General features: G+C 60.1%; 17 protein-coding genes and 2 tRNA genes. 10 read left to right on the top strand and 9 right to left on the bottom strand.

The window, feature by feature from the left end:
* The first annotated feature begins 315 nt into the window (after positions 1-315).
* The 4 genes from clpP to NW841_RS00855 all read left to right on the top strand — a co-directional run bounded on the left by clpP (position 316) and on the right by NW841_RS00855 (position 3,667).
* Positions 316-918 carry an ATP-dependent Clp endopeptidase proteolytic subunit ClpP gene (clpP, locus tag NW841_RS00840; RefSeq protein WP_011430060.1) on the top strand — a complete coding sequence of 201 codons (603 nt, stop codon included), beginning with the start codon at positions 316-318 and terminating at the stop codon, positions 916-918.
* A 501-nt stretch (positions 919-1,419) separates the two neighbouring features.
* Positions 1,420-2,844 carry a form I ribulose bisphosphate carboxylase large subunit gene (locus NW841_RS00845; RefSeq protein ID WP_414363812.1) on the top strand — a complete coding sequence of 475 codons (1,425 nt, stop codon included), beginning with the start codon at positions 1,420-1,422 and terminating at the stop codon, positions 2,842-2,844.
* 74 nt (positions 2,845-2,918) lie between these two features.
* Positions 2,919-3,326: a RuBisCO chaperone RbcX gene (gene rcbX / locus NW841_RS00850; RefSeq protein ID WP_414363813.1), complete on the top strand. Its 408-nt coding sequence runs from the start codon at positions 2,919-2,921 to the stop codon at positions 3,324-3,326.
* An 8-nt stretch (positions 3,327-3,334) separates the two neighbouring features.
* On the top strand, positions 3,335-3,667 hold the full coding sequence (locus NW841_RS00855) for a ribulose bisphosphate carboxylase small subunit (RefSeq protein ID WP_414363814.1): 333 nt from the start codon (positions 3,335-3,337) through the stop codon (positions 3,665-3,667).
* Between the two features lie 231 nt (positions 3,668-3,898).
* On the opposite strand, the gene NW841_RS00860 is transcribed toward NW841_RS00855, so the two are convergent.
* From NW841_RS00860 to NW841_RS00870, 3 genes are all read right to left on the bottom strand, one after another.
* Positions 3,899-4,657, bottom strand: coding sequence for a TIGR00297 family protein (locus NW841_RS00860; protein WP_414370662.1), 759 nt, complete (start codon positions 4,655-4,657; stop codon positions 3,899-3,901).
* Between the two features lie 48 nt (positions 4,658-4,705).
* Positions 4,706-4,796: transfer RNA gene (locus NW841_RS00865), tRNA-Ser, on the bottom strand.
* 106 nt (positions 4,797-4,902) lie between these two features.
* On the bottom strand, positions 4,903-5,466 hold the full coding sequence (locus tag NW841_RS00870; RefSeq protein ID WP_414363816.1) for a hypothetical protein: 564 nt from the start codon (positions 5,464-5,466) through the stop codon (positions 4,903-4,905).
* Between the two features lie 822 nt (positions 5,467-6,288).
* On the opposite strand from NW841_RS00870, the gene NW841_RS00875 reads away from it, so the two are divergent.
* Together NW841_RS00875 and NW841_RS00880 are read left to right on the top strand one after the other, a co-directional pair.
* Positions 6,289-7,275 (top strand): PhoH family protein, encoded by a 987-nt coding sequence (locus NW841_RS00875; protein WP_414363817.1) that lies wholly within the window; start codon positions 6,289-6,291, stop codon positions 7,273-7,275.
* On the top strand, positions 7,272-7,997 hold the full coding sequence (locus NW841_RS00880; RefSeq protein ID WP_414384951.1) for an HAD-IA family hydrolase: 726 nt from the start codon (positions 7,272-7,274) through the stop codon (positions 7,995-7,997). Before NW841_RS00875 ends, NW841_RS00880 begins: the two co-directional genes overlap by 4 nt.
* Here NW841_RS00880 and NW841_RS00885 read toward each other — a convergent pair.
* Genes NW841_RS00885 through NW841_RS00895 form a run of 3 tightly spaced genes read right to left on the bottom strand, consistent with a single transcriptional unit; the run spans position 7,975 to position 10,642 of the window.
* A complete protein-coding gene (locus tag NW841_RS00885) occupies positions 7,975-8,763 on the bottom strand; it encodes an alpha/beta fold hydrolase (RefSeq protein ID WP_414384952.1) in 789 nt (262 codons plus the stop codon). The two genes, NW841_RS00880 and NW841_RS00885, sit on opposite strands and share 23 nt — an antisense overlap.
* Positions 8,751-9,479 (bottom strand): lysophospholipid acyltransferase family protein, encoded by a 729-nt coding sequence (locus NW841_RS00890; RefSeq protein WP_414384953.1) that lies wholly within the window; start codon positions 9,477-9,479, stop codon positions 8,751-8,753. The genes NW841_RS00885 and NW841_RS00890 overlap by 13 nt, the downstream gene beginning before the upstream one ends.
* A 29-nt stretch (positions 9,480-9,508) precedes the next feature.
* The gene (locus NW841_RS00895) at positions 9,509-10,642 is read right to left on the bottom strand and encodes a cob(I)yrinic acid a,c-diamide adenosyltransferase (protein WP_414370656.1); all 1,134 of its coding nucleotides are present in this window, start codon (positions 10,640-10,642) and stop codon (positions 9,509-9,511) included.
* 181 nt (positions 10,643-10,823) lie between these two features.
* Between NW841_RS00895 and NW841_RS00900 the strand changes: the two genes are divergently transcribed.
* Together NW841_RS00900 and NW841_RS00905 are read left to right on the top strand one after the other, a co-directional pair.
* Positions 10,824-11,768 carry a PLP-dependent cysteine synthase family protein gene (locus NW841_RS00900; RefSeq protein ID WP_414384955.1) on the top strand — a complete coding sequence of 315 codons (945 nt, stop codon included), beginning with the start codon at positions 10,824-10,826 and terminating at the stop codon, positions 11,766-11,768.
* Between the two features lie 74 nt (positions 11,769-11,842).
* Positions 11,843-11,923: transfer RNA gene (locus NW841_RS00905), tRNA-Leu, on the top strand.
* 89 nt (positions 11,924-12,012) lie between these two features.
* Here NW841_RS00905 and NW841_RS00910 read toward each other — a convergent pair.
* Positions 12,013-12,504, bottom strand: coding sequence for a pentapeptide repeat-containing protein (locus NW841_RS00910; RefSeq protein WP_414363823.1), 492 nt, complete (start codon positions 12,502-12,504; stop codon positions 12,013-12,015).
* A gap of 682 nt (positions 12,505-13,186) precedes the next feature.
* On the opposite strand from NW841_RS00910, the gene lptB reads away from it, so the two are divergent.
* Complete coding sequence (gene lptB / locus NW841_RS00915; protein ID WP_414363825.1) at positions 13,187-13,915, top strand: LPS export ABC transporter ATP-binding protein; 729 nt, start codon at positions 13,187-13,189, stop codon at positions 13,913-13,915.
* A 10-nt stretch (positions 13,916-13,925) separates the two neighbouring features.
* On the opposite strand, the gene NW841_RS00920 is transcribed toward lptB, so the two are convergent.
* Complete coding sequence (locus NW841_RS00920; RefSeq protein ID WP_414370649.1) at positions 13,926-15,383, bottom strand: pyruvate kinase; 1,458 nt, start codon at positions 15,381-15,383, stop codon at positions 13,926-13,928.
* Between the two features lie 267 nt (positions 15,384-15,650).
* Between NW841_RS00920 and NW841_RS00925 the strand changes: the two genes are divergently transcribed.
* Positions 15,651-16,772: an LptF/LptG family permease gene (locus tag NW841_RS00925; protein WP_414363827.1), complete on the top strand. Its 1,122-nt coding sequence runs from the start codon at positions 15,651-15,653 to the stop codon at positions 16,770-16,772.
* A 5-nt stretch (positions 16,773-16,777) separates the two neighbouring features.
* Here NW841_RS00925 and NW841_RS00930 read toward each other — a convergent pair.
* On the bottom strand, positions 16,778-17,623 hold an 846-nt coding region (locus NW841_RS00930; protein WP_414384957.1), incomplete at its 5' end, for a phosphate ABC transporter substrate-binding protein.

A 17,623-nucleotide genomic window follows, 5' to 3' on the forward strand; every position in this document is an offset into this window, starting at 1 on the left:
GATCTTGATTGTAAAGAGGGAGGTTTAATTTTGTCAACTTAAATCTTTCTCATGTCCTCTCCTAGTCGGCGTCTCCCGAGTCCCGTTCTGCCAAGTTCAGGATCAAAATCCCCAGCAGAGCCAGGCCCAGCAAGCTGGCAATCACGAGGGGTTCACCTGGGATCACATCCATGCTATGCCTCAATCTGTCAACGCTACAGGCTGCCGGCTCCGAGCAACACAGTACGGCCCAGGGGCGGCAAACCGTCCTAGGCGGAGCAGACGTCCGGTGGCTTACACTACACTAAAAAGTAATAACCCATCGCTTGGACTGGCATGATTCCCACCGTTATCGAGCAATCTGCACGCGGCGAGCGCGCCTTTGATATCTACTCGCGTCTATTGCGGGATCGGATCATCTTCCTGGGCACCCAGGTGGATGACGACATTGCCAACCTGATCGTGGCCCAGATGCTCTACTTGGAATCCGAAGACCCCGAGAAAGATATTTACCTCTACATCAACTCTCCTGGCGGCTCCGTCTACGCCGGTATGGCCATCTACGACACCATGCAGCACATTCAGCCGGATGTCTCCACCATCTGCATTGGGTTGGCCGCCAGCATGGGAGCCTTTTTGCTGGCAGGGGGCGCCAAAGGCAAACGCATTGCCCTTCCCCACGCCCGCATCATGATTCACCAGCCCCTCGGTGGAGCTCAGGGGCCAGCCACCGACATTGAGATTCAGGCCAAAGAGATCCTCTTCATCAAAAACAGTCTCAACAGCCTGCTTGCCTACCACACCGGTCAGCCCCTGGAGCGCATCGAACGCGATACCGACCGCGACAACTTTATGACTCCAGAGCAGGCCAAAGAATACGGCCTCATCGACCAGGTGATTACCAGGAGACCCCAACCATCCTTGGCCGCCGTTTCTTAACCCCTCTGGCCGCTGCAGACAAACCCACCTAGCTCCCTTCTCAAGGGAGCTTTTGCCTTTTTCAGGGATCCCACCCTAAGGATATTAAGAAAGCCAAAGAAATCTATATTTTCGGCCCCAAGCCAGAAGCCTCACTTTAACCAAACTAATCGAACTCATAAAGAAAGTAATGATCAGCCCATCATTGCGGATGATAACTTAGGATTAAACCAGTGTGGATCTACATCTGCCGAGATTCTAGCTTAGACACTGTCTAGAGGTCTTCCCACTGGGTTTACAAAATCCAGTGCGTCGAAGCTAGCAATTGGAGGCGCTTGAGAAGGAGGGTTCAGGACTTTCATCTGTGTAGATGAAGTGTGTCTTGAAGCCCAAGTATGACCTCACAGGTGTGGGGCAGGCTCATTCCCAAAAACCCGGTGGTCTGGGGTTTTGCCCCTGGGTTTTTGCATCTTGGCTACATTTGTGAATGGCATTTTTGTCATGCGTTAAAGGGAGATCAACGTGGCCTACTCAGCAACCCAAACCAAAAAGGGCTATCAAGCCGGCGTCAAGGATTATCGACTCACGTATTACACGCCCGATTACACGCCCAAGGATACTGATATCCTGGCCTGTTTCCGGGTTACTCCTCAGCCGGGCGTTCCCCCCGAAGAGGCCGGGGCGGCGGTGGCGGCTGAGTCCTCGACCGGCACCTGGACAACGGTATGGACAGATTTGCTCACCGACTTGGATCGGTATAAGGGCCGCTGCTACGACATCGAGCCGGTTCCGGGCGAAGAGAATCAATACTTCTGCTTCGTCGCCTATCCGCTGGATCTGTTCGAGGAAGGCTCGGTCACCAACATGCTCACCTCGATCGTGGGCAACGTCTTCGGCTTCAAGGCCTTGAAAGCGTTGCGGCTAGAGGATGTGCGGATCCCGGTGGCGTACCTGAAGACCTTCCAGGGCCCTCCCCACGGCATTCAGGTGGAGCGGGACAAATTGAATAAGTACGGCCGCCCGCTGCTGGGCTGCACCATCAAGCCCAAGCTGGGCCTTTCCGCCAAAAACTACGGACGGGCTGTGTACGAGGCGCTGCGGGGTGGTCTGGACTTCACCAAAGACGACGAAAACATCAACTCCCAGCCCTTCCAGCGCTGGCGGGATCGCTACCTCTTTGTGATGGAGGCTGTCCATAAGGCGCAGGCAGAGACTGGCGAGATCAAGGGGCACTACCTGAACGTGACGGCGCCCACTTGTGAGGAGATGTTCAAACGGGCGGAGTTTGCCAAGGAGATTGGCGCCCCCATCATCATGCACGACTACCTGACTGCCGGATTTACCGCCAACACCAGCTTGGCTAAGTGGTGCCGCGACAACGGCATCCTGCTGCACATTCACCGCGCCATGCACGCCGTGATTGACCGGCAGAAAAACCATGGCATCCACTTCCGGGTGCTGGCCAAGTGCTTGCGCATGTCCGGTGGCGACCACCTGCATGCCGGTACGGTGGTGGGCAAATTGGAGGGCGACCGCGCCATCACCATGGGCTTTGTGGATCTCATGCGGGAAAACTACGTGGAGGCCGACCGCTCTCGTGGCATTTTCTTCACCCAAGATTGGGCCTCTATGCCCGGGGTGATGCCGGTGGCCTCAGGTGGCATTCACGTCTGGCACATGCCAGCGCTGGTGGAGATCTTCGGCGACGACGCGGTGCTACAGTTTGGGGGCGGAACCCTGGGACACCCCTGGGGGAACGCTCCAGGCGCGACGGCCAACCGGGTGGCCTTGGAAGCCTGCATCCAGGCCCGCAATGAAGGTCGGGATCTGGCCCGCGAGGGCAACGACATCATCCGCGAAGCAGCCAAGTGGTCGCCAGAGCTGGCGGCTGCCTGCGAGCTGTGGAAGGAGATCAAGTTCGAATTCAAGCCCGTCGATACGCTTTAAAGAAAGATCTGCCGGGGGCAAGGGATCCCCACCGTTCTCTTGCCCCGCTGCTTCGGCTTGCCCCTGGACTGGTCATGGATCTGAAACAGATCGCCAAAGATACGGCCAAAACCTTGATCAGCTACCTGACCTATCAGGCGATGCGCACGGTGCTGGCCCAACTGAGCGAGACGGATCCTCCTAGGGCTCTTTGGCTGCAGCAGTTCTCGGCCCGGCAAAACCTTCAGGAGGGGGAAACCTACCTGCGGGCTTTGCTGGCAGAGCGGCCTGACCTGGCCTATCGCATCATGACCGTTCGCGAGCACATTGCGGCGGAGGTGGTGGACTACCTGCCGGAAATGGCCAAGACCGGCATTCAACAGGCCAACATGGAACACCGCCGTAGCCACCTGGAACGGCTGACCTCCGCGCCGGGATCCCTGCCGGTCACGCACCCGGAAGCAGGATCCCCTCTACAGAACCCTACACCTGAAACGGAGTAACTTTAGTCATGCAAACCTTACCGAAAGAGCGCCACTACGAAACCCTTTCTTACCTGCCGCCGCTAACGGATCTGCAAATTATCAAGCAGGTGCAGTACATCTTGGATCAGGGCTACATCCCTGCCATTGAATTCAACGAATCCTCTGAACCGACGGTTCGCTACTGGACTCTGTGGAAGCTGCCCCTCTTCAGCGCCACTTCTCCCCAGGAGGTGCTGACCGAGGTACAGGCCTGCCGCAGCGCCTACCCCAATTGCTTCATCCGTGTGGTGGGTTTCGACAACATCAAGCAGTGCCAGGTACTCAGCTTCTTGGTTTACAAGCCCAGCGGCCTACGCTAAGAGAGGTTCGGGGCAATTGGTCTAATTCCCAGTCAATCAGCGCGGAGGGAGAGCTTCTCCCTCTTTTTTATTTCTTGCTTCGCATAGCCATTCTCACTCTCAAAAAACAGTCATTCCAAACAGCAACGAAACGGTTCCTTGCCTCGTTATTGCTACACAACGCTGTCGCGAAGGCGCCGCTCCAACTCCCCTCTCCCTGAGGGAGAGGGGTTGGGGGTGAGGGGCCCCTTTTTAGGATCCGATCCCCAAAAGCGCTCCCAATCCCACGGCCAGGAGAGCTGCTAGGGTCGTTTGAATGCCGTTCACCACTTCATTGCTCATCCAAGCCAGGCGAGGTTGCAACACCACCCCCATCCAGCTTTCTGCCAAGGTGGCCAGAATCCCACCCAGACAGCAAATGCCCAGCCAAAACGGGTCTCCTCTTACCCACTCCCCACCGATCCCCCAGGCCAACGTGGCCATCCCTACCGCTGCCGCCATCCCTGCCAGGGATCCCTCCAGGCTCACAGCTCCCTCTGTGCCCGCCGGCACCGGCTGAAAGGTGGTGATCAAAAAGGTCTGGCGTCCGTAGGCTTTTCCCACTTCGCTGCTGACGGTATCGGCCAACTTGGCGGCGAAGCTGGCGCTATACCCCAACCACCAGAGGGGATGGGCAAAAAGTGCATATCCCACCGCACAGGCAGCCCCCGTCAGGGCAGATCCCCAGACATTTTCCGGCCCTCGCGCCCCCTCCCGCTTCTCGGCGATCCCCTGCGCCTGCTTGCGCCGGATCCCCAGCCGGGTGACGGCGGTGCCGACTAAAAAATAGGCGGCTACTACTAGGTAACCCCGCCACCCCAGGCCCCCCCACACCAGCAGGCCAAGCAAGCCTGCATGGAGAACCCCAGCCCGCGTCAACGCCCTTTGCGGGATCAGCAGAGCCAGCGCCACCAAGGCCAGGTTGAGCCAGAGCGCCACTCCCCACTGACTTAGAAGCCACACCTGACCCATCGGTGCCCTCCATCAGCAGAAAGGGCGGCTAGGAACTAGCCACGGCAACGGAGAGGGAGGGATTCGAACCCTCGACGGAGCTTTTGGGCCCCGTAACTTCTTAGCAGGAAGCCGCTTTCGACCACTCAGCCACCTCTCCAGAGCGGCAGAGACCCCAGCAAGCTGGGATCCAGCTGCTAGTTCACCCATTGTAGAAGATGGGATCCCACCCGGCAACTGTTCTCGAGCGGGATCCCTTCCGGAACTCAGCTCACCACCTGCACATAGATATCGAAGCTGCCGCTGTTGTCGCCGTAGCTGCCCTTGGCATCGTTGACGTTGAAGGCGATATCCAAATTGGGATCCAGATCCACCTCTTGGGGCTGCTCCGGCGAGGATTCCCAAACCTGATGGGCCACCAGTTGGGCGTTGGGCTGAAACAGCACGAGGCCGTAGCGGCAAAGACCCGGGTAGCGCCACTCTGGCGGGGTCGGGATCCCTTTGCCCAGAGGCGAGCGGATGCTGGTGGAGAAGGAAAAGCCGTAGCGCCAAGCCACATTTTTCACAAAAAAGCGCAGGCGGCTGGCCCGCAGCGGGCGTCCTTGCCAGTGCAAGATATTGCCCGGCTCGTGGTTGACCCGCAGGCCGTAAAAGGCGATCCAGCCCTGCAACTCCCCCTCTTGGGGCTGCGCGCCCTCAATCACCACGGCTTGGCTCCAGTCCAAGTCGCTGCCATCACAAGTAATCTGGGGCGGAACTTGGGCCGAATCTTGCCTTAAGTTCATTTGCGGCAGTTCTAAGGTATTGGGTGCAGCAGATTGAACAGACATGCCGTCTCCTTTTCTCTTGCAATCTTTTTGGATGTGATGTCTCAAGACAAACTAAGAACCAAGCCGATCCCAGATTCCCCTTCTGGAGGTCTACTGAGAGACCATCCTCCGGCAAATCTAGGTCACTTGAGAAGCTTTATCAAACAAAAACTCAAGGAGCAGAGAGCTCTTTTCTAAGCCATTCCGTTAACTCCTCTTCCCTACATGGAAGCGACAACATGAAAAACGGGGCACGAAGTCAACCTAGGCCCCATCAATTGTCAGATCAACTTTACTTGATGGGTAAGAGCTTTTCTAGAAGAAAAAAGTTACTTGCAATATCTTTTTAGATATCCTCAGCGTTCTGTTAACTCCTTGTAACTTCAGTTATGAGCAAAAGCTGAATCCAAATCCCGATTGGTGTAAGTTTTCCCAGTTTGTGTTCCAGAACACAGCAGAGTAGCTTGGTAGCCCCGTACTTGAATGCGGGGCGGAAAAGCCTTAGAGCAGCTTTAGCTGCTGTTCAATGCTATAACTGCTGCTAAGTAAGCACCCACCCCGGTGAAAGACCCGGACAGTGCTGTCAGTCAACAAGTAAGCGGAACCTTGAGACTTGGTTCCAAGGAACCGTCTAGGGGCGTCTTGACAACGCCTTTACGAGTCCGATTGTGGACTGCGTAAGAATCCCCTGACTTTAGTCGGTGGGAGTGTCAAATCCTCTTTGTTCAGCTTCCTGAAGTCAGTCTGGGGGGTTTGCAACGGTTGTCCAGAGGCCGAAGCGTGCTGTCCGGCAGTTTTGATAGAATCGCCATCACAGGTTTTAGGGCGCGCAGCGCCCACGGCATGCACAACAACTCGACTTCTTCCGCTCCCACCGATCTGGAGATCATCTCTTTGTTGGATCCGCGGCAGGCTATGTCTCTGGCGGGCGTGCAGGAGGCCAACCTGAAGTGGATCAGCCGCTGTAGCGGCGCCTCGGTAACGCTGCGAGGACAAGACCTGTACCTAAGGGGCACACCTCAACAGCGGCAGCAGGTGCGGCAGTGGCTAGAATTGCTGAGACCGCTTTGGCAAACTGGACACCCTGTTACTGTGATCGATGCCGAACAAGCCTTTCGCGCCCTCTCTAACCAAGAAGCTGACGCCTATCATCAGGCGCAGGTAAGTGTTCTGGCCCGCACCCGCAAGGGAGAGCTGATCCGGCCCAAGACGCCCCGTCAACAGGAGTACGTGCGAGCCATCCGAGCTCACGACCTTTGCTTCGGCATTGGGCCGGCGGGCACCGGCAAAACCTATCTAGCTGCCGTCGTGGCCATCACGGCCTTGCAAAACCGCGAGTATGAGCGCCTGATCCTCACTCGCCCTGCGGTGGAAGCAGGGGAGAAGCTGGGGTTCTTGCCTGGGGATCTGGTAGAGAAGGTGGATCCCTATCTACGGCCCCTCTACGATGCTCTGTTTGAGTTTATCGATCCGGCCAAACTGCCCCAGTTGATGGAACAAGGGGTGATCGAGGTGGTGCCGCTGGCCTACATGCGCGGTCGCACCCTGAGCAATGCTTTCATCATTCTGGACGAAGCCCAGAACACCACCCCGGAGCAGATGAAGATGGCGCTCACCCGCCTGGGGTTTCGGTCGCGCATGGTGGTTACCGGGGATCTCACCCAAACGGATCTGGGCAAACATCGCCTGTCGGGCCTAGCGGCTGCGGAGCGCATCCTGGCCGGGGTGGAGGGAGTTGCCTTTTGCTACTTTGACCAGCGGGATGTGGTACGCCACCCCCTGGTGCAGCGGATTGTGGATGCCTACGCCCGCTACGAGAGCCAGCAGTGAGGCCGAGGGTAATCTTCTTCGATGCCGTGGGCACGCTGTTTCGGGTGCGGGGCAGCGTCGGCCAGGCCTACAGCCAGGTGGCAGCAGCGTATGGGGTATCGGTGGATCCGCAGGCGCTGAATCGCGCCTTTGCCCAAGCTTTTGCCAGCGCTCCGCCGCCAGCCTGTGCCGGTCTGTTGGGATCCTCTTTGCTGGCTTGGGAGCGGGCCTGGTGGCGGCAGGTGGTGCGCCAGACTTTTGCAGGGGTGGGATCCCTGGCTGCTTTTGGGGAGGAACGGTTTGAGGCGTTTTTTGCCCGCCTTTTCGAGTATTTTGCCGGGGCGGATCCCTGGGAACTGTATCCGGAGACGCTGCCGGTTCTCCAGGCCCTCCAGGGGGAAGGGATCCGGCTGGGGGTGATCTCCAACTTCGACAGCCGCCTGCCCAAGGTGCTGCAGGCACTGCAGTTGGAGGGCTATTTTTCCAGCCTCACCCTCTCCACCCAGGTGGGCCATGCCAAGCCCGATCCCCGCATCTTCCAAGCTGCCCTAGAGACCCAAGGGATCCCGCCTGCCGCTGCCTGGCACATTGGCGACAGCTACCGCGAAGACTACCAAGGGGCCAAGGCAGCAGGCTTGAGAGCCCTTTGGCTGGATCGAGAAGGGAAAGATAGCGCCTGCCAAGAGCGAATCGAAAACTTGTGGGGATCCCTCCCCCTGCTCAATGCGCTGGAGCGGAATTAAGCAGTAGCGGGGCAAAAACCCCATCGGGCTTGAGCAAGTAGCGCCGCAGGTTCATCTGCCGCTCCAGAAGGCAGGCATGACCGCTCAAAGGCGAGATCTCCACCTGAGCCTGGGGCAGTCGCTCCGCCAAACGCTGCACCTCCTGCACCGAGGGTAGGAGGCGATCCCGCTCCCCCGCCACCAGCAGGGTTGGCAGCCTCATCGACTCCAGGGGCAGCTCTTCCACAACAAAGGATCCCAGCAAGGCCAGGCGCTGGGCAGCCACCTCGGGAGCAACGCTGTGTACGGCCTGGCGCAACCGCTCCCGATCCGGCGGCTCCATTTGGCTTAGCTCCGCCAAAAATCCCAGCCCCCGCTCCGCCATCTGGTGGTAGAGCGCTGGCGGCAAAAAGGGCAGGAGAACATGGCCCGCCCACCACCAGGGCCGGCGCCGCAGGGATGAGGCCGGGTTGACCAAGATGAGGCCACGACAGCGCTCCGGCTGCTGGGCGGCAACGGCCAACGCCAGACAGGCCCCAAAGGATTCGCCGCACAGATAGGCCCCCTCTTCCAGTTGGGATCCCACCCAATCGGCCAGGCTCTCCCAGCTATTTCCCGCTTCGGGGTGGTTTAGGCTCAAAGGGCGGACGTGAAACTCGGCTTGCAGAGCCTGCGCCTGCCGGTAAAACAATTGGCCTGTGCCATCCATACCCGGCAAATAGAACAGCGGGGGCCGCTTCTGGTGGCTTGGAATAGAGGCGGTGGGCTTACCCTTCAATTTTTCCATCTCCTTGCCAACCCCAAGCGCACCTGTTCGCGGGCGGCTGCCGTTAACTCCTGAATTAGCTGCAGCCTCTCCTGGCGGCAGGTATAGCGCCCTTCTCCCCTCACCCAGAGAGGGGATCCCACCTTGAGCACCACCCGGCGATAGATCACCACCGGGTGCCCTCCTTGCTGCTGAAACCTGGGCTCGCTGGGATCAAACCAGCGGAAAAAAGCCATGGGAATATCCATCCCCCGCCACTCTTCCTGGGCCCACACGGCCACCGGCAGGATTGGCAGAGGATCCACCTTGGCAGCCAAGGCCAGATGGGCAAAGCCCGGCTGGAACCGTCCCACCTCCTGGGGTGAGGTCTCGCGGGTAATCTGGTCTGCCCCTTCCGGGAAAATTCCCACCCCTCCGCCCGCTGCCAACGTGGCCTGAGCCTGGCGAAAAAAGTGAATCTGCGGCCAGGATCCCTGCTGGAGGGGGATACACCCCAGCGCCAAGGCGATCTCCCGCAAGAGGGGCACCTGGGATAGGTAGTAGTGGCAGGCAAAACGAATTGGTCGATCCAGCCCCGCGATCAGCACCGGCGCATCCAAAAAGCTGCGATGGTTGCTCACCACCAGCAGCGGGCCTTGGGGAACCCGCTCCTTGCCCTCCACCCACACCTCCGTCTGGAAAAGAGCAAGTAGCAACTGGGCCACTGCCCTCGCATCTGGGAAGCCACTGACCTGCATAGGCGCTGTCAAGGATTCCATTCTCTTGCTCAATAGTCCACCCCGCGCCGCAGATCCGCGCCTTGCTCGGCATAGTGCTTGTGGCTCACCATTTCCGAATGGACAGAGGCCAGCTCAAAGTAGGGCAAAGGAGCATGGCAGCGCCCTGTGATGATGATCTCCGTGTCGCGCGGCTTGCGCAGCAAAGCCTCAACAATCGGCTCCACGTCCAATAGCTCCAGATCCACCGTGGGGTTGAGCTCATCCAGAATGATGGTTTTGTAAAGCCCGGAGGCAATGGCCGCCCGTGCCAACTCCCAGCCTCGCTCTGCCTCTACATAATCGATTTCCTGCTGCTTGCCCCGCCAGACAATGGCATCGCGGCCGCAGCGCTGGTGATCCACTAGATCAGGGTAGCTCTCCCGCAAGGCCCGAATGGCCGCATCTTCCGTGTAGCCCGTCCCCCCTTTGAGCCACTGCATGATCAACACCCGGTGGGAGAGATCCTTGCTGATGCCACGCCCAATAGCCTGCAGAGCCCGTCCCAGAGCGCTGGTGGACTTGCCCTTGCCGTTGCCGGTGTAAATCTCAATGCCGCTGAGGGGGGGCTGGCCATTCTGGGGATCCGTCGCCCGACGGACGCTGCGCATTTCTGAGTGCAGATCGGCCAGGTCGATAATTTCCTTGGGGGCGCCCCGCCCGGTGATGATAACTTCCATCTCCTCCGGCTTTTGCTTGAGGGTGCTGACGACCTCCTCCACCGGCAGTAGGCCCAGATCCAGCACCGGGTTCAGCTCGTCCAGCACCACCACCGAGTAAAATCCGGACGCCAGCGCCCCCTTGGCCACATCCCAGCCGCGGCGGGCCTCCTGACGGTCAAACTTGGTGATCTCGTCGGGGCCAAAGAACTCTCCTCGCCCCGTGCGCAGTTGATCAATGAGGTGGGGGAAGCCCCGCTGCAGAGCGGCAATCGCCGCGTCCTCCGCATAAGTGCGGCCCGGCCCCTTGAGAAACCGCACCAGCAACACCCGGCTGGGGGCCGCATTTTCGATTCCCAAGCCAATGGAGCGCAGCACAACTCCCAACGCCGCCTGGGACTTGCCCTTGCCCTCGCCATCGTAAACGTGGATCTGGCCTCGTCGGCGGTCAAACTGTTGCGCGGTTACAATGCCGACTTCTGCCATGCCCCTCCGCATCACGCCGCTGTCCAGAACTCGTGCTTCTCTACCCCCATCTTAAAGTCTAGCCAGAGGTTTTCGGGAAAGCGCGGAGAAGGGCCAGAAAAAGCCGGCAAGAGCCGATCAACACCGGGATAAGATGAGCAATGGTTGTCCAGCCCAGTGCCCATCTAGCGAGGGATCCCCCTTGTACCCGACTGTGTTTTCTTCTCGCCCCTTGCCCCCTGCGGTTGATAGCCCTATTGAGCTGGTGGGCGGCACGCCCCTCATTCGCTTACGGCGGGTTACTGCTGAACTGCCGCCATCGGTGCGAGTGTATGGCAAAGCAGAGTGGTACAACCCCGGCGGCTCGGTCAAGGATCGCCCGGCCCTGAACATGATTCGCACTGGCGAACGCGAGGGCAAGCTGAGGCCTGGCAAGATCATCCTGGATGCCACCAGCGGCAACACGGGCATCGCCTATGCCTGGATAGGGGCAGCTTTGGGGTACAAGGTGAAGCTGGCCCTGCCGGCCAACGCCAGTCCAGAGCGCAAGAAGATCCTCGCTGCCTATGGGGTGGACTTGGTGCTCACGGATCCAGCCCTTGGCTCCGATGGGGCCATCGAGAAAGCCCGCGCCCTCTACGCCGAAAACCCCGATCTCTACTTCTATCCTGACCAGTACAGCAACCCCGCCAACTGGCAGGCCCACTACGAGACCACAGGGGTGGAGATCTGGGAGCAAACCCAGGGGCAGGTCACCCACTTCGTGGCCGGCCTGGGCACCAGCGGCACCTGTATGGGGGTAGGGCGGCGCCTGCGGGAGTACCGCTCTGATATCCAGATCATCGCCATGCAGCCCGACTCCCCCTTCCACGGCCTCGAAGGCCTCAAGCACATGGCCACCGCCCTTAAGCCGGAGATCTACGATCCCAACCTGCCGGATCGGCACGTCGAGGTCTCCACCGAGGCGGCCCAAAAGATGGTAAAACGCCTGGCTCGGGAGGAGGGCCTGCTGGTCGGCATCTCCGCCGGCGCCAATGTGGTGGCTGCCCTGCAGGTGGCGCGTCAGCTCTCGGCAGGGGTGGTGGTTACCATCTTCTGCGATGGGGCCGACAAGTATCTCTCCGAGCGGTTTTGGACAGAAGACTAAACTCGCCCGTACTGCAATGGCCCCTCCTCTTAACAGCTCCGCCCTTCTGCCGCTATGATGGTTAAGCCTAGAATGCGGATGTGGCGGAATTGGTATACGCGCACGTTTGAGGGGCGTGTGGCTTTGCCTTGCGAGTTCGAGTCTCGCCATCCGCACTGAGCCTTCACCCCCAGGCCCTCCCCCTCCTTGGGAGAGGGGAAATGGTCAGCGGTGGGCCAGCCGAGAATTGATCTCGACTTTTGCGCTATTCCCGAACGGCGCCCTGCAGGCGTGTGCCCCAGGTGCGGGCAAAGCTCAGGTCAGCCCCAGTCAGATTGGCATCGCGCAGATCGGCCCCGCGCAAGTCGGCGCCGTAGAGGGAGGCGGAGGAGAGATCGGCCCCCCGCAAATCGGCACCCCGCAGGTCCGCTCCCTCCAGGTAGGCACCGCTGAGGTCGGCGCCACGCAACTGGGCGCGCCGCAGATTGGCTCCCACCAAGTAGGACTGGCTGAGATCGGCGCCAGTGAGGATGGTGCGCTCCAGGTTGGCCTCGATCAGGTCGGCACCCTGGAAGTTAGCCTCTGCCAGATCGAGGTTGCTCAGCTCGAGGGATCCCAGCCGGCAGTTGGGACAGGTTCGGGAAGCGATAAGATAGCGCAAGAAGCAGGCGTTGGGGGTTGTGGCGGCGGCAGTGGAGGCCACGGCTGCTGTGGTCAGTAGCGCTAAAACGGCGGCAGCTTTGAGATGGAAATTCATGGTAATCAAGCCTCATGAAAGGTTGACTGAGACAATCCGGCAGAGCGGGGTTGTTCTGCGTTGGTCACATGATAGTGGCATCCGTCGGCTTCGACCACTCCACAGGTTTGCCTGGGCTCCCGCATTGACAAATTCCCTCAAGCTGCGATGACGTTGTGGCCTTATCGCCCTAGAGCTGGTGGGCTATCGCCGGGCGGGGGAGGATCTTGCAGCAGCGGCTCCACCCAATGCCAAGACAGTTGCCCCAGTCCCAGCAAAACCGAAAGTATCGCCGAGGCAGCCAAGACACAATCCCAGCGGATTGCCAGCCGAAGAGGATGGTTCGGCTTGCCTTTCCTCGAGCTGGGCCGGGCGACGGGCAAGCTGTCCCAGGAGGGGAGAGGGCGACAACGCAGGAAGCAACCGCAGCGGCGACAGCGACGATCGGAGTCGAGGTTGAGCCAATGGCAAGCTGGACAGCGGAGCATGGGAAAGGCCAGGGATCCCATCCGGGTGCAGCGCGAGCAGTTGCGGCGTCCGGCAACCATATCCGAAGATCTTCCCAATTCCCATGCAGGTGGTCAATTCTGCTCGTCCCCCTCTAGATCAGGGGTCGAGTTCGGGTCAGCCTTGGGAGAGAAGCCTCTGTGGAACTAGCCCTCCAAAATTAGTCAGCATTGAACAGCAACCCTGTGCCGATCCTATGCAGATTCGACTGGAAAACATCTGTAAGCGCTATGGCCGCCGTGAGGTGGTGAGCGACGTCAGCTTGCACATTCAGCAGGGAGAGGTTGTGGGGCTGCTGGGGCCCAATGGGGCGGGGAAAACCACCACCTTTTACATCATGACCGGCCTGATCCAGCCCAACCGTGGCCATGTCTGGCTGGATGACCAAGATATTACCCATCTGCCGATGCATCGCCGCGCCCGCTTGGGGATCGGCTACTTGGCCCAGGAGCCCAGCATCTTTCGTCGCCTCAGCATTCAAGACAACCTGCTGTTGATCATGGAGCAGACGGGGGTGCCTCGCCGCCTCTGGCAGCAGCGCCTCAACCACCTGCTGGAGGAGTTCCGCATTGCCCATGTGGCCCACAGTTTGGGTTTGCAGGTGTCGGGGGGAGAACGGCGCCGCGCCGAGATTGCCCGCGCCCTGGCGGCCGGGATCCATGGGCCGAAATTTTTGCTGCTGGATGAGCCCTTTGCGGGGGTGGATCCCATCGCAGTGGCAGATATCCAGGAGGTGGTGGCCAAACTTAAGCAGCGGGGCATCGGTGTTTTGATTACTGACCACAACGTGCGGGAGACGCTGGAGATCACCGACCGGGCCTACATTCTCAACGATGGGGCCATCCTGGCCAAGGGCACGGCAGCAGAGCTGGCGGCGGATCCCTTGGTGCGCAAGTATTACCTGGGGGATAAGTTCCGCCTCTAACGAGCTTCCTCTACTGCCAGGAATACAAAGCCCGCAGGCGTTGGCTTTTCTTGTGCTGGTGGGCTTGCATCCGAGCCAGCAGCTCATCCAGAAGGGCAACCGCCTCCAGGAGATAGGGGCCCTTATTGAGCATGACGCACTCGGCGCGGGCAGACATCACCGCATCGGAAAGCTCAGGCCGCGAGGGCAGGCCCTCTTTGGTGAGCTGATCCAGCACCTGCGTAGCCCACACCACGGGCACATGGGCGGCCTCACAGATCCACAGCAGTTCCTCCTGGATCTCGCCCAAGCGCAGCCAGCCCATCTCCACAGCCAGATCTCCCCGGGCAATCATCACCCCCAGCGGCCTATTAGCAGCCGTCGCAATGAGAGCCGGCAGGTTTTTCACCGCTTGTCGGGTTTCGATTTTCAGGATTAACCCTAAGTCAGGCCGAGCCTGGCACCGCTCCAGCTCAGCAAACAGCACCTGCAAATCCGCCGGCTGCTGGACAAAGGAATAGCCCACTAGGTCGGCATACTGCACCACAAAGTCCAGGTCTTGGCGGTCTTTCTCGGTCAGGGGCTGGATTGGGAGTTGGCTGTCGGGAAAGTTGAGGCCTTTTTCGGCTCGCAACTTCTTGCCCTGGGGAGCAACTTTGTCCACCTCCAGCACCACGCCCGCCGGCTCGATCCCCACGACGCGGGCGCCAATTTTGCCGTCGTCGATCCAAACAGTTGCTCCCACCTGCAGGTTTGCCAAAACCTCGGGCAGGGTGCAAGCCACCTGGCAGGGGATGTCAGAGTTGACCGGCGGCATGGCTGCCGTGAGCAGGATGCGATCCCCGCAGTACACCTTGGCTTTGCCGGGGGGCATGGCCACCGGGCCAGTGCGGATCTTGGGGCCGGCCAGGTCGAACAAAATCTTGCAGCGCCGTTGGGTCTGGGCTTCGGCCCAGCGCAAGTGGGCCACCATTTTCTCCCACCCCGAGGGATCGTCGTGGGCGCAGTTGATTCGCGCTACATCCATGCCCCGCTGCAACAGTTGCAGCAGCAGCTCTGGCTGCTCGGCAGCTTCGCCGGGCAGGGTTACCATGATGCGGGCGCGGCGGTGGGCGGAGGGAGGGCCAAAGAGAACCGCAGTGTGCTGCTCCAGCGCCATGTCTCCAGCGTAAAACTCCTCATAGCTGGGCCCCTTGTGGCTTAGGCCCTGCGTGGCTGCCAAAATGGCAATCACCGCATCCAGGCTCTCCAAAACCCGCGATTCACACCGTCCCAGCGAGGACAGCCCCACAGCAGCCAGCTCCAATTGCAGGTTGCGCAGATCGTGTTGGCGCAGCGCCAGGTAGCGCGCCAGGTTGCAGAGGGCTGCAGGAGGATCTGCAGAACAGCCCCAAGCGGCCAGGTAGGTCTGGGATCCCTCGACCACTTGCCGGCGCAGCTCCAGGAGTCTTTCCAGCAAGCCTTTGAGATTGGGGAGAGCAGGAGCCATGCTCGGAGATTTTGCAGAAATAACCGGCCAGGCCCAAGGCTAATTCTGAGCACACTTTTGCACAATCATAGGTCGATCTAGGGGGGCAATCAACCTTTCGTTCCCCAACGTTCCAGTCTAGAGTCGTTAACAGCCTTCGGCTCTCCCGAAGGGCTGGCTGTCCTAGCTACTACTTCCTTGGGCTGCGTGAAACTCTCTTCTCCCCCCACTCCTTATTCGGTTGAGCAGTCCTGCCCCAGGCTCTCCCTCGTCTGTGCGGTAGGCCTGATGGATCGCTACGTCGTCTCGGAGATGCTGCTGCCTTTTCTGTTTGGGGTGGGGACGTTTACCACCCTGGTGATGGCAGTGGGATCCCTGTTTGAGCTGGTGCGCCTGGTGGTAGAGGCGGGGCTGTCCCTTTCGGCAGCGTTGCAAGTGTTTGTGTTGCGGGCACCGGGGATCATCGTCCTGACGTTCCCCATGTCCATGTTGCTGGCAACACTGCTGGCCTATGGGCGCCTGTCTGCTGATAACGAGATCACTGCCCTGCGCGCCTGCGGCGTGAGCCTCTACCGTCTGGTGGTGCCTGCTCTCCTCCTCAGCCTCTTGGTGACGACGTTAACGTTTCTCTTCAACGAGCTGGTGGTGCCGGTGAGCAACCGCCAGGCGGCCCTGACTTTAAACCGTGCTTTGAACCGGGATCCGGACTTTCGCCGCGAGAACATCCTTTACCAAGAGTTTGGCGAGATCCTTACGCCCGAGCCGGACGGCAGTTTTTCCCGCCGGCAAGGGCTAACCCGTCAGTTCTATGCCCGCAGCTTCGATGGCCAGCAGATGCGCGGCGTCATTGTCCTCGATTTTTCCAACGAGGCTCTCAGCCAAATTCTCCTGGCGCAACGGGGGCGCTGGGATCCCCAGGAGAACCTCTGGGTGTTTGAAGAGGGCACCACCTACCTCGTTTCGCCCGACGGCACCTACAGCAACATCGCCACCTTTGCTCGGCAGGAGCTGCGTCTGTCGCGGGCGCCGCTGGATTTGGCCCAGGAGGTTCGCAGCCCCGAGGAGATGAACATTCAAGAGCTGCGCCGCTACATTGAGGTCATCGCCAGCTCAGGGGATCTGCAGCGGGTACGCCGCCTCCAGGTCAACCTCAGCCAAAAGTACGCCATTCCCTTTGCCTGTCTGGCCTTCACCTTGATCGGGGCGCCTCTGGGCCTGCGCCCCCAGCGCACCAGTTCTTCTCTGGGCCTGGGCCTCAGCGTGCTGATTATCTTTGCCTACTACGTGCTGCTGTTTGTCAGCCAGGCGCTGGGGCAGATCGGGACGCTGGGGCCGGAGGTGGCAGCTTGGTTGCCCAACTTCATCTGCTCCGCAGTGGGACTGGGACTGCTTTACCGAGCCAATCGCTAGGCTAGCTAGCGCAGCGGGATGAACTCGGTGCGGCCAATAATTTGTTGGCCTTGGTCGGAGAGGGCGTAGTTGATGAAGTCAGCCACCACGGGGCTGGTTTTTGGCGGCACCACCAAAAATACGTTGCGGGCCAAAGGATAGCGGCCACTTTGAATGGCCTCGCGAGTGGGCATTTGGCCATCAATGGGCACCATCCTCACCGTTTGCTGGTTCTGCACCTGATCCACAGTGCTGTAGGTGATGCCGTCTTCTCCCAAAGCCCGCAGAAGGGGAGTGGTGACATCTTCAGTGGCGGTGGTGAAGTAGGGCGGGTTGTCGGGGGCAAAGGGCAGCCCCAGTAACACCAGCTCTTGGAAGACAGTGTAGGTGCCGCTCTGGGGGGCGCGGTTGAGAACGCGAATTGGGCGATCCGGGCCGCCCACCTGACTCCAGTTGGTGATCCGACCCTGGAAGATATCGGCCAATTGCTGCAGCGTCAGGCCGCCTTTGTAGGGGTTGTTCACCCCCACCGCCACCGCCAGGGCATCTTTGGCCACCGGGATCGCCTGCAAACCGGCCTGCACTTCGCTGGCATTGAGGGGGCGGGAGCTGGCGGCCATCTGGATGCGGCCTTCCATGAGGGCCTTGAGGCCGGCATTGGAGCCGTTGGGTTTGCCATCCGGGATCCCGTAGGTGAGGGGAATGCCGGGGTTGCGCTGGCTGTAGCCTGACTTCAAGGCCAAGACAAGGCGAACCATGGTGACGCTGCCATCCATCTGCAGCACCGCCGGGTTGGGCAGGGAAGTGTCCAGCTTAACCGGGCCGGCAGGCAGATTGGGGGCTTGCGCCTGGGGAAGGTTGGGTGCCGTCGG

Source organism: Synechococcus sp. H60.3 (assembly GCF_047462295.1).
In the GTDB taxonomy this organism is placed as follows: domain Bacteria; phylum Cyanobacteriota; class Cyanobacteriia; order Thermostichales; family Thermostichaceae; genus Thermostichus.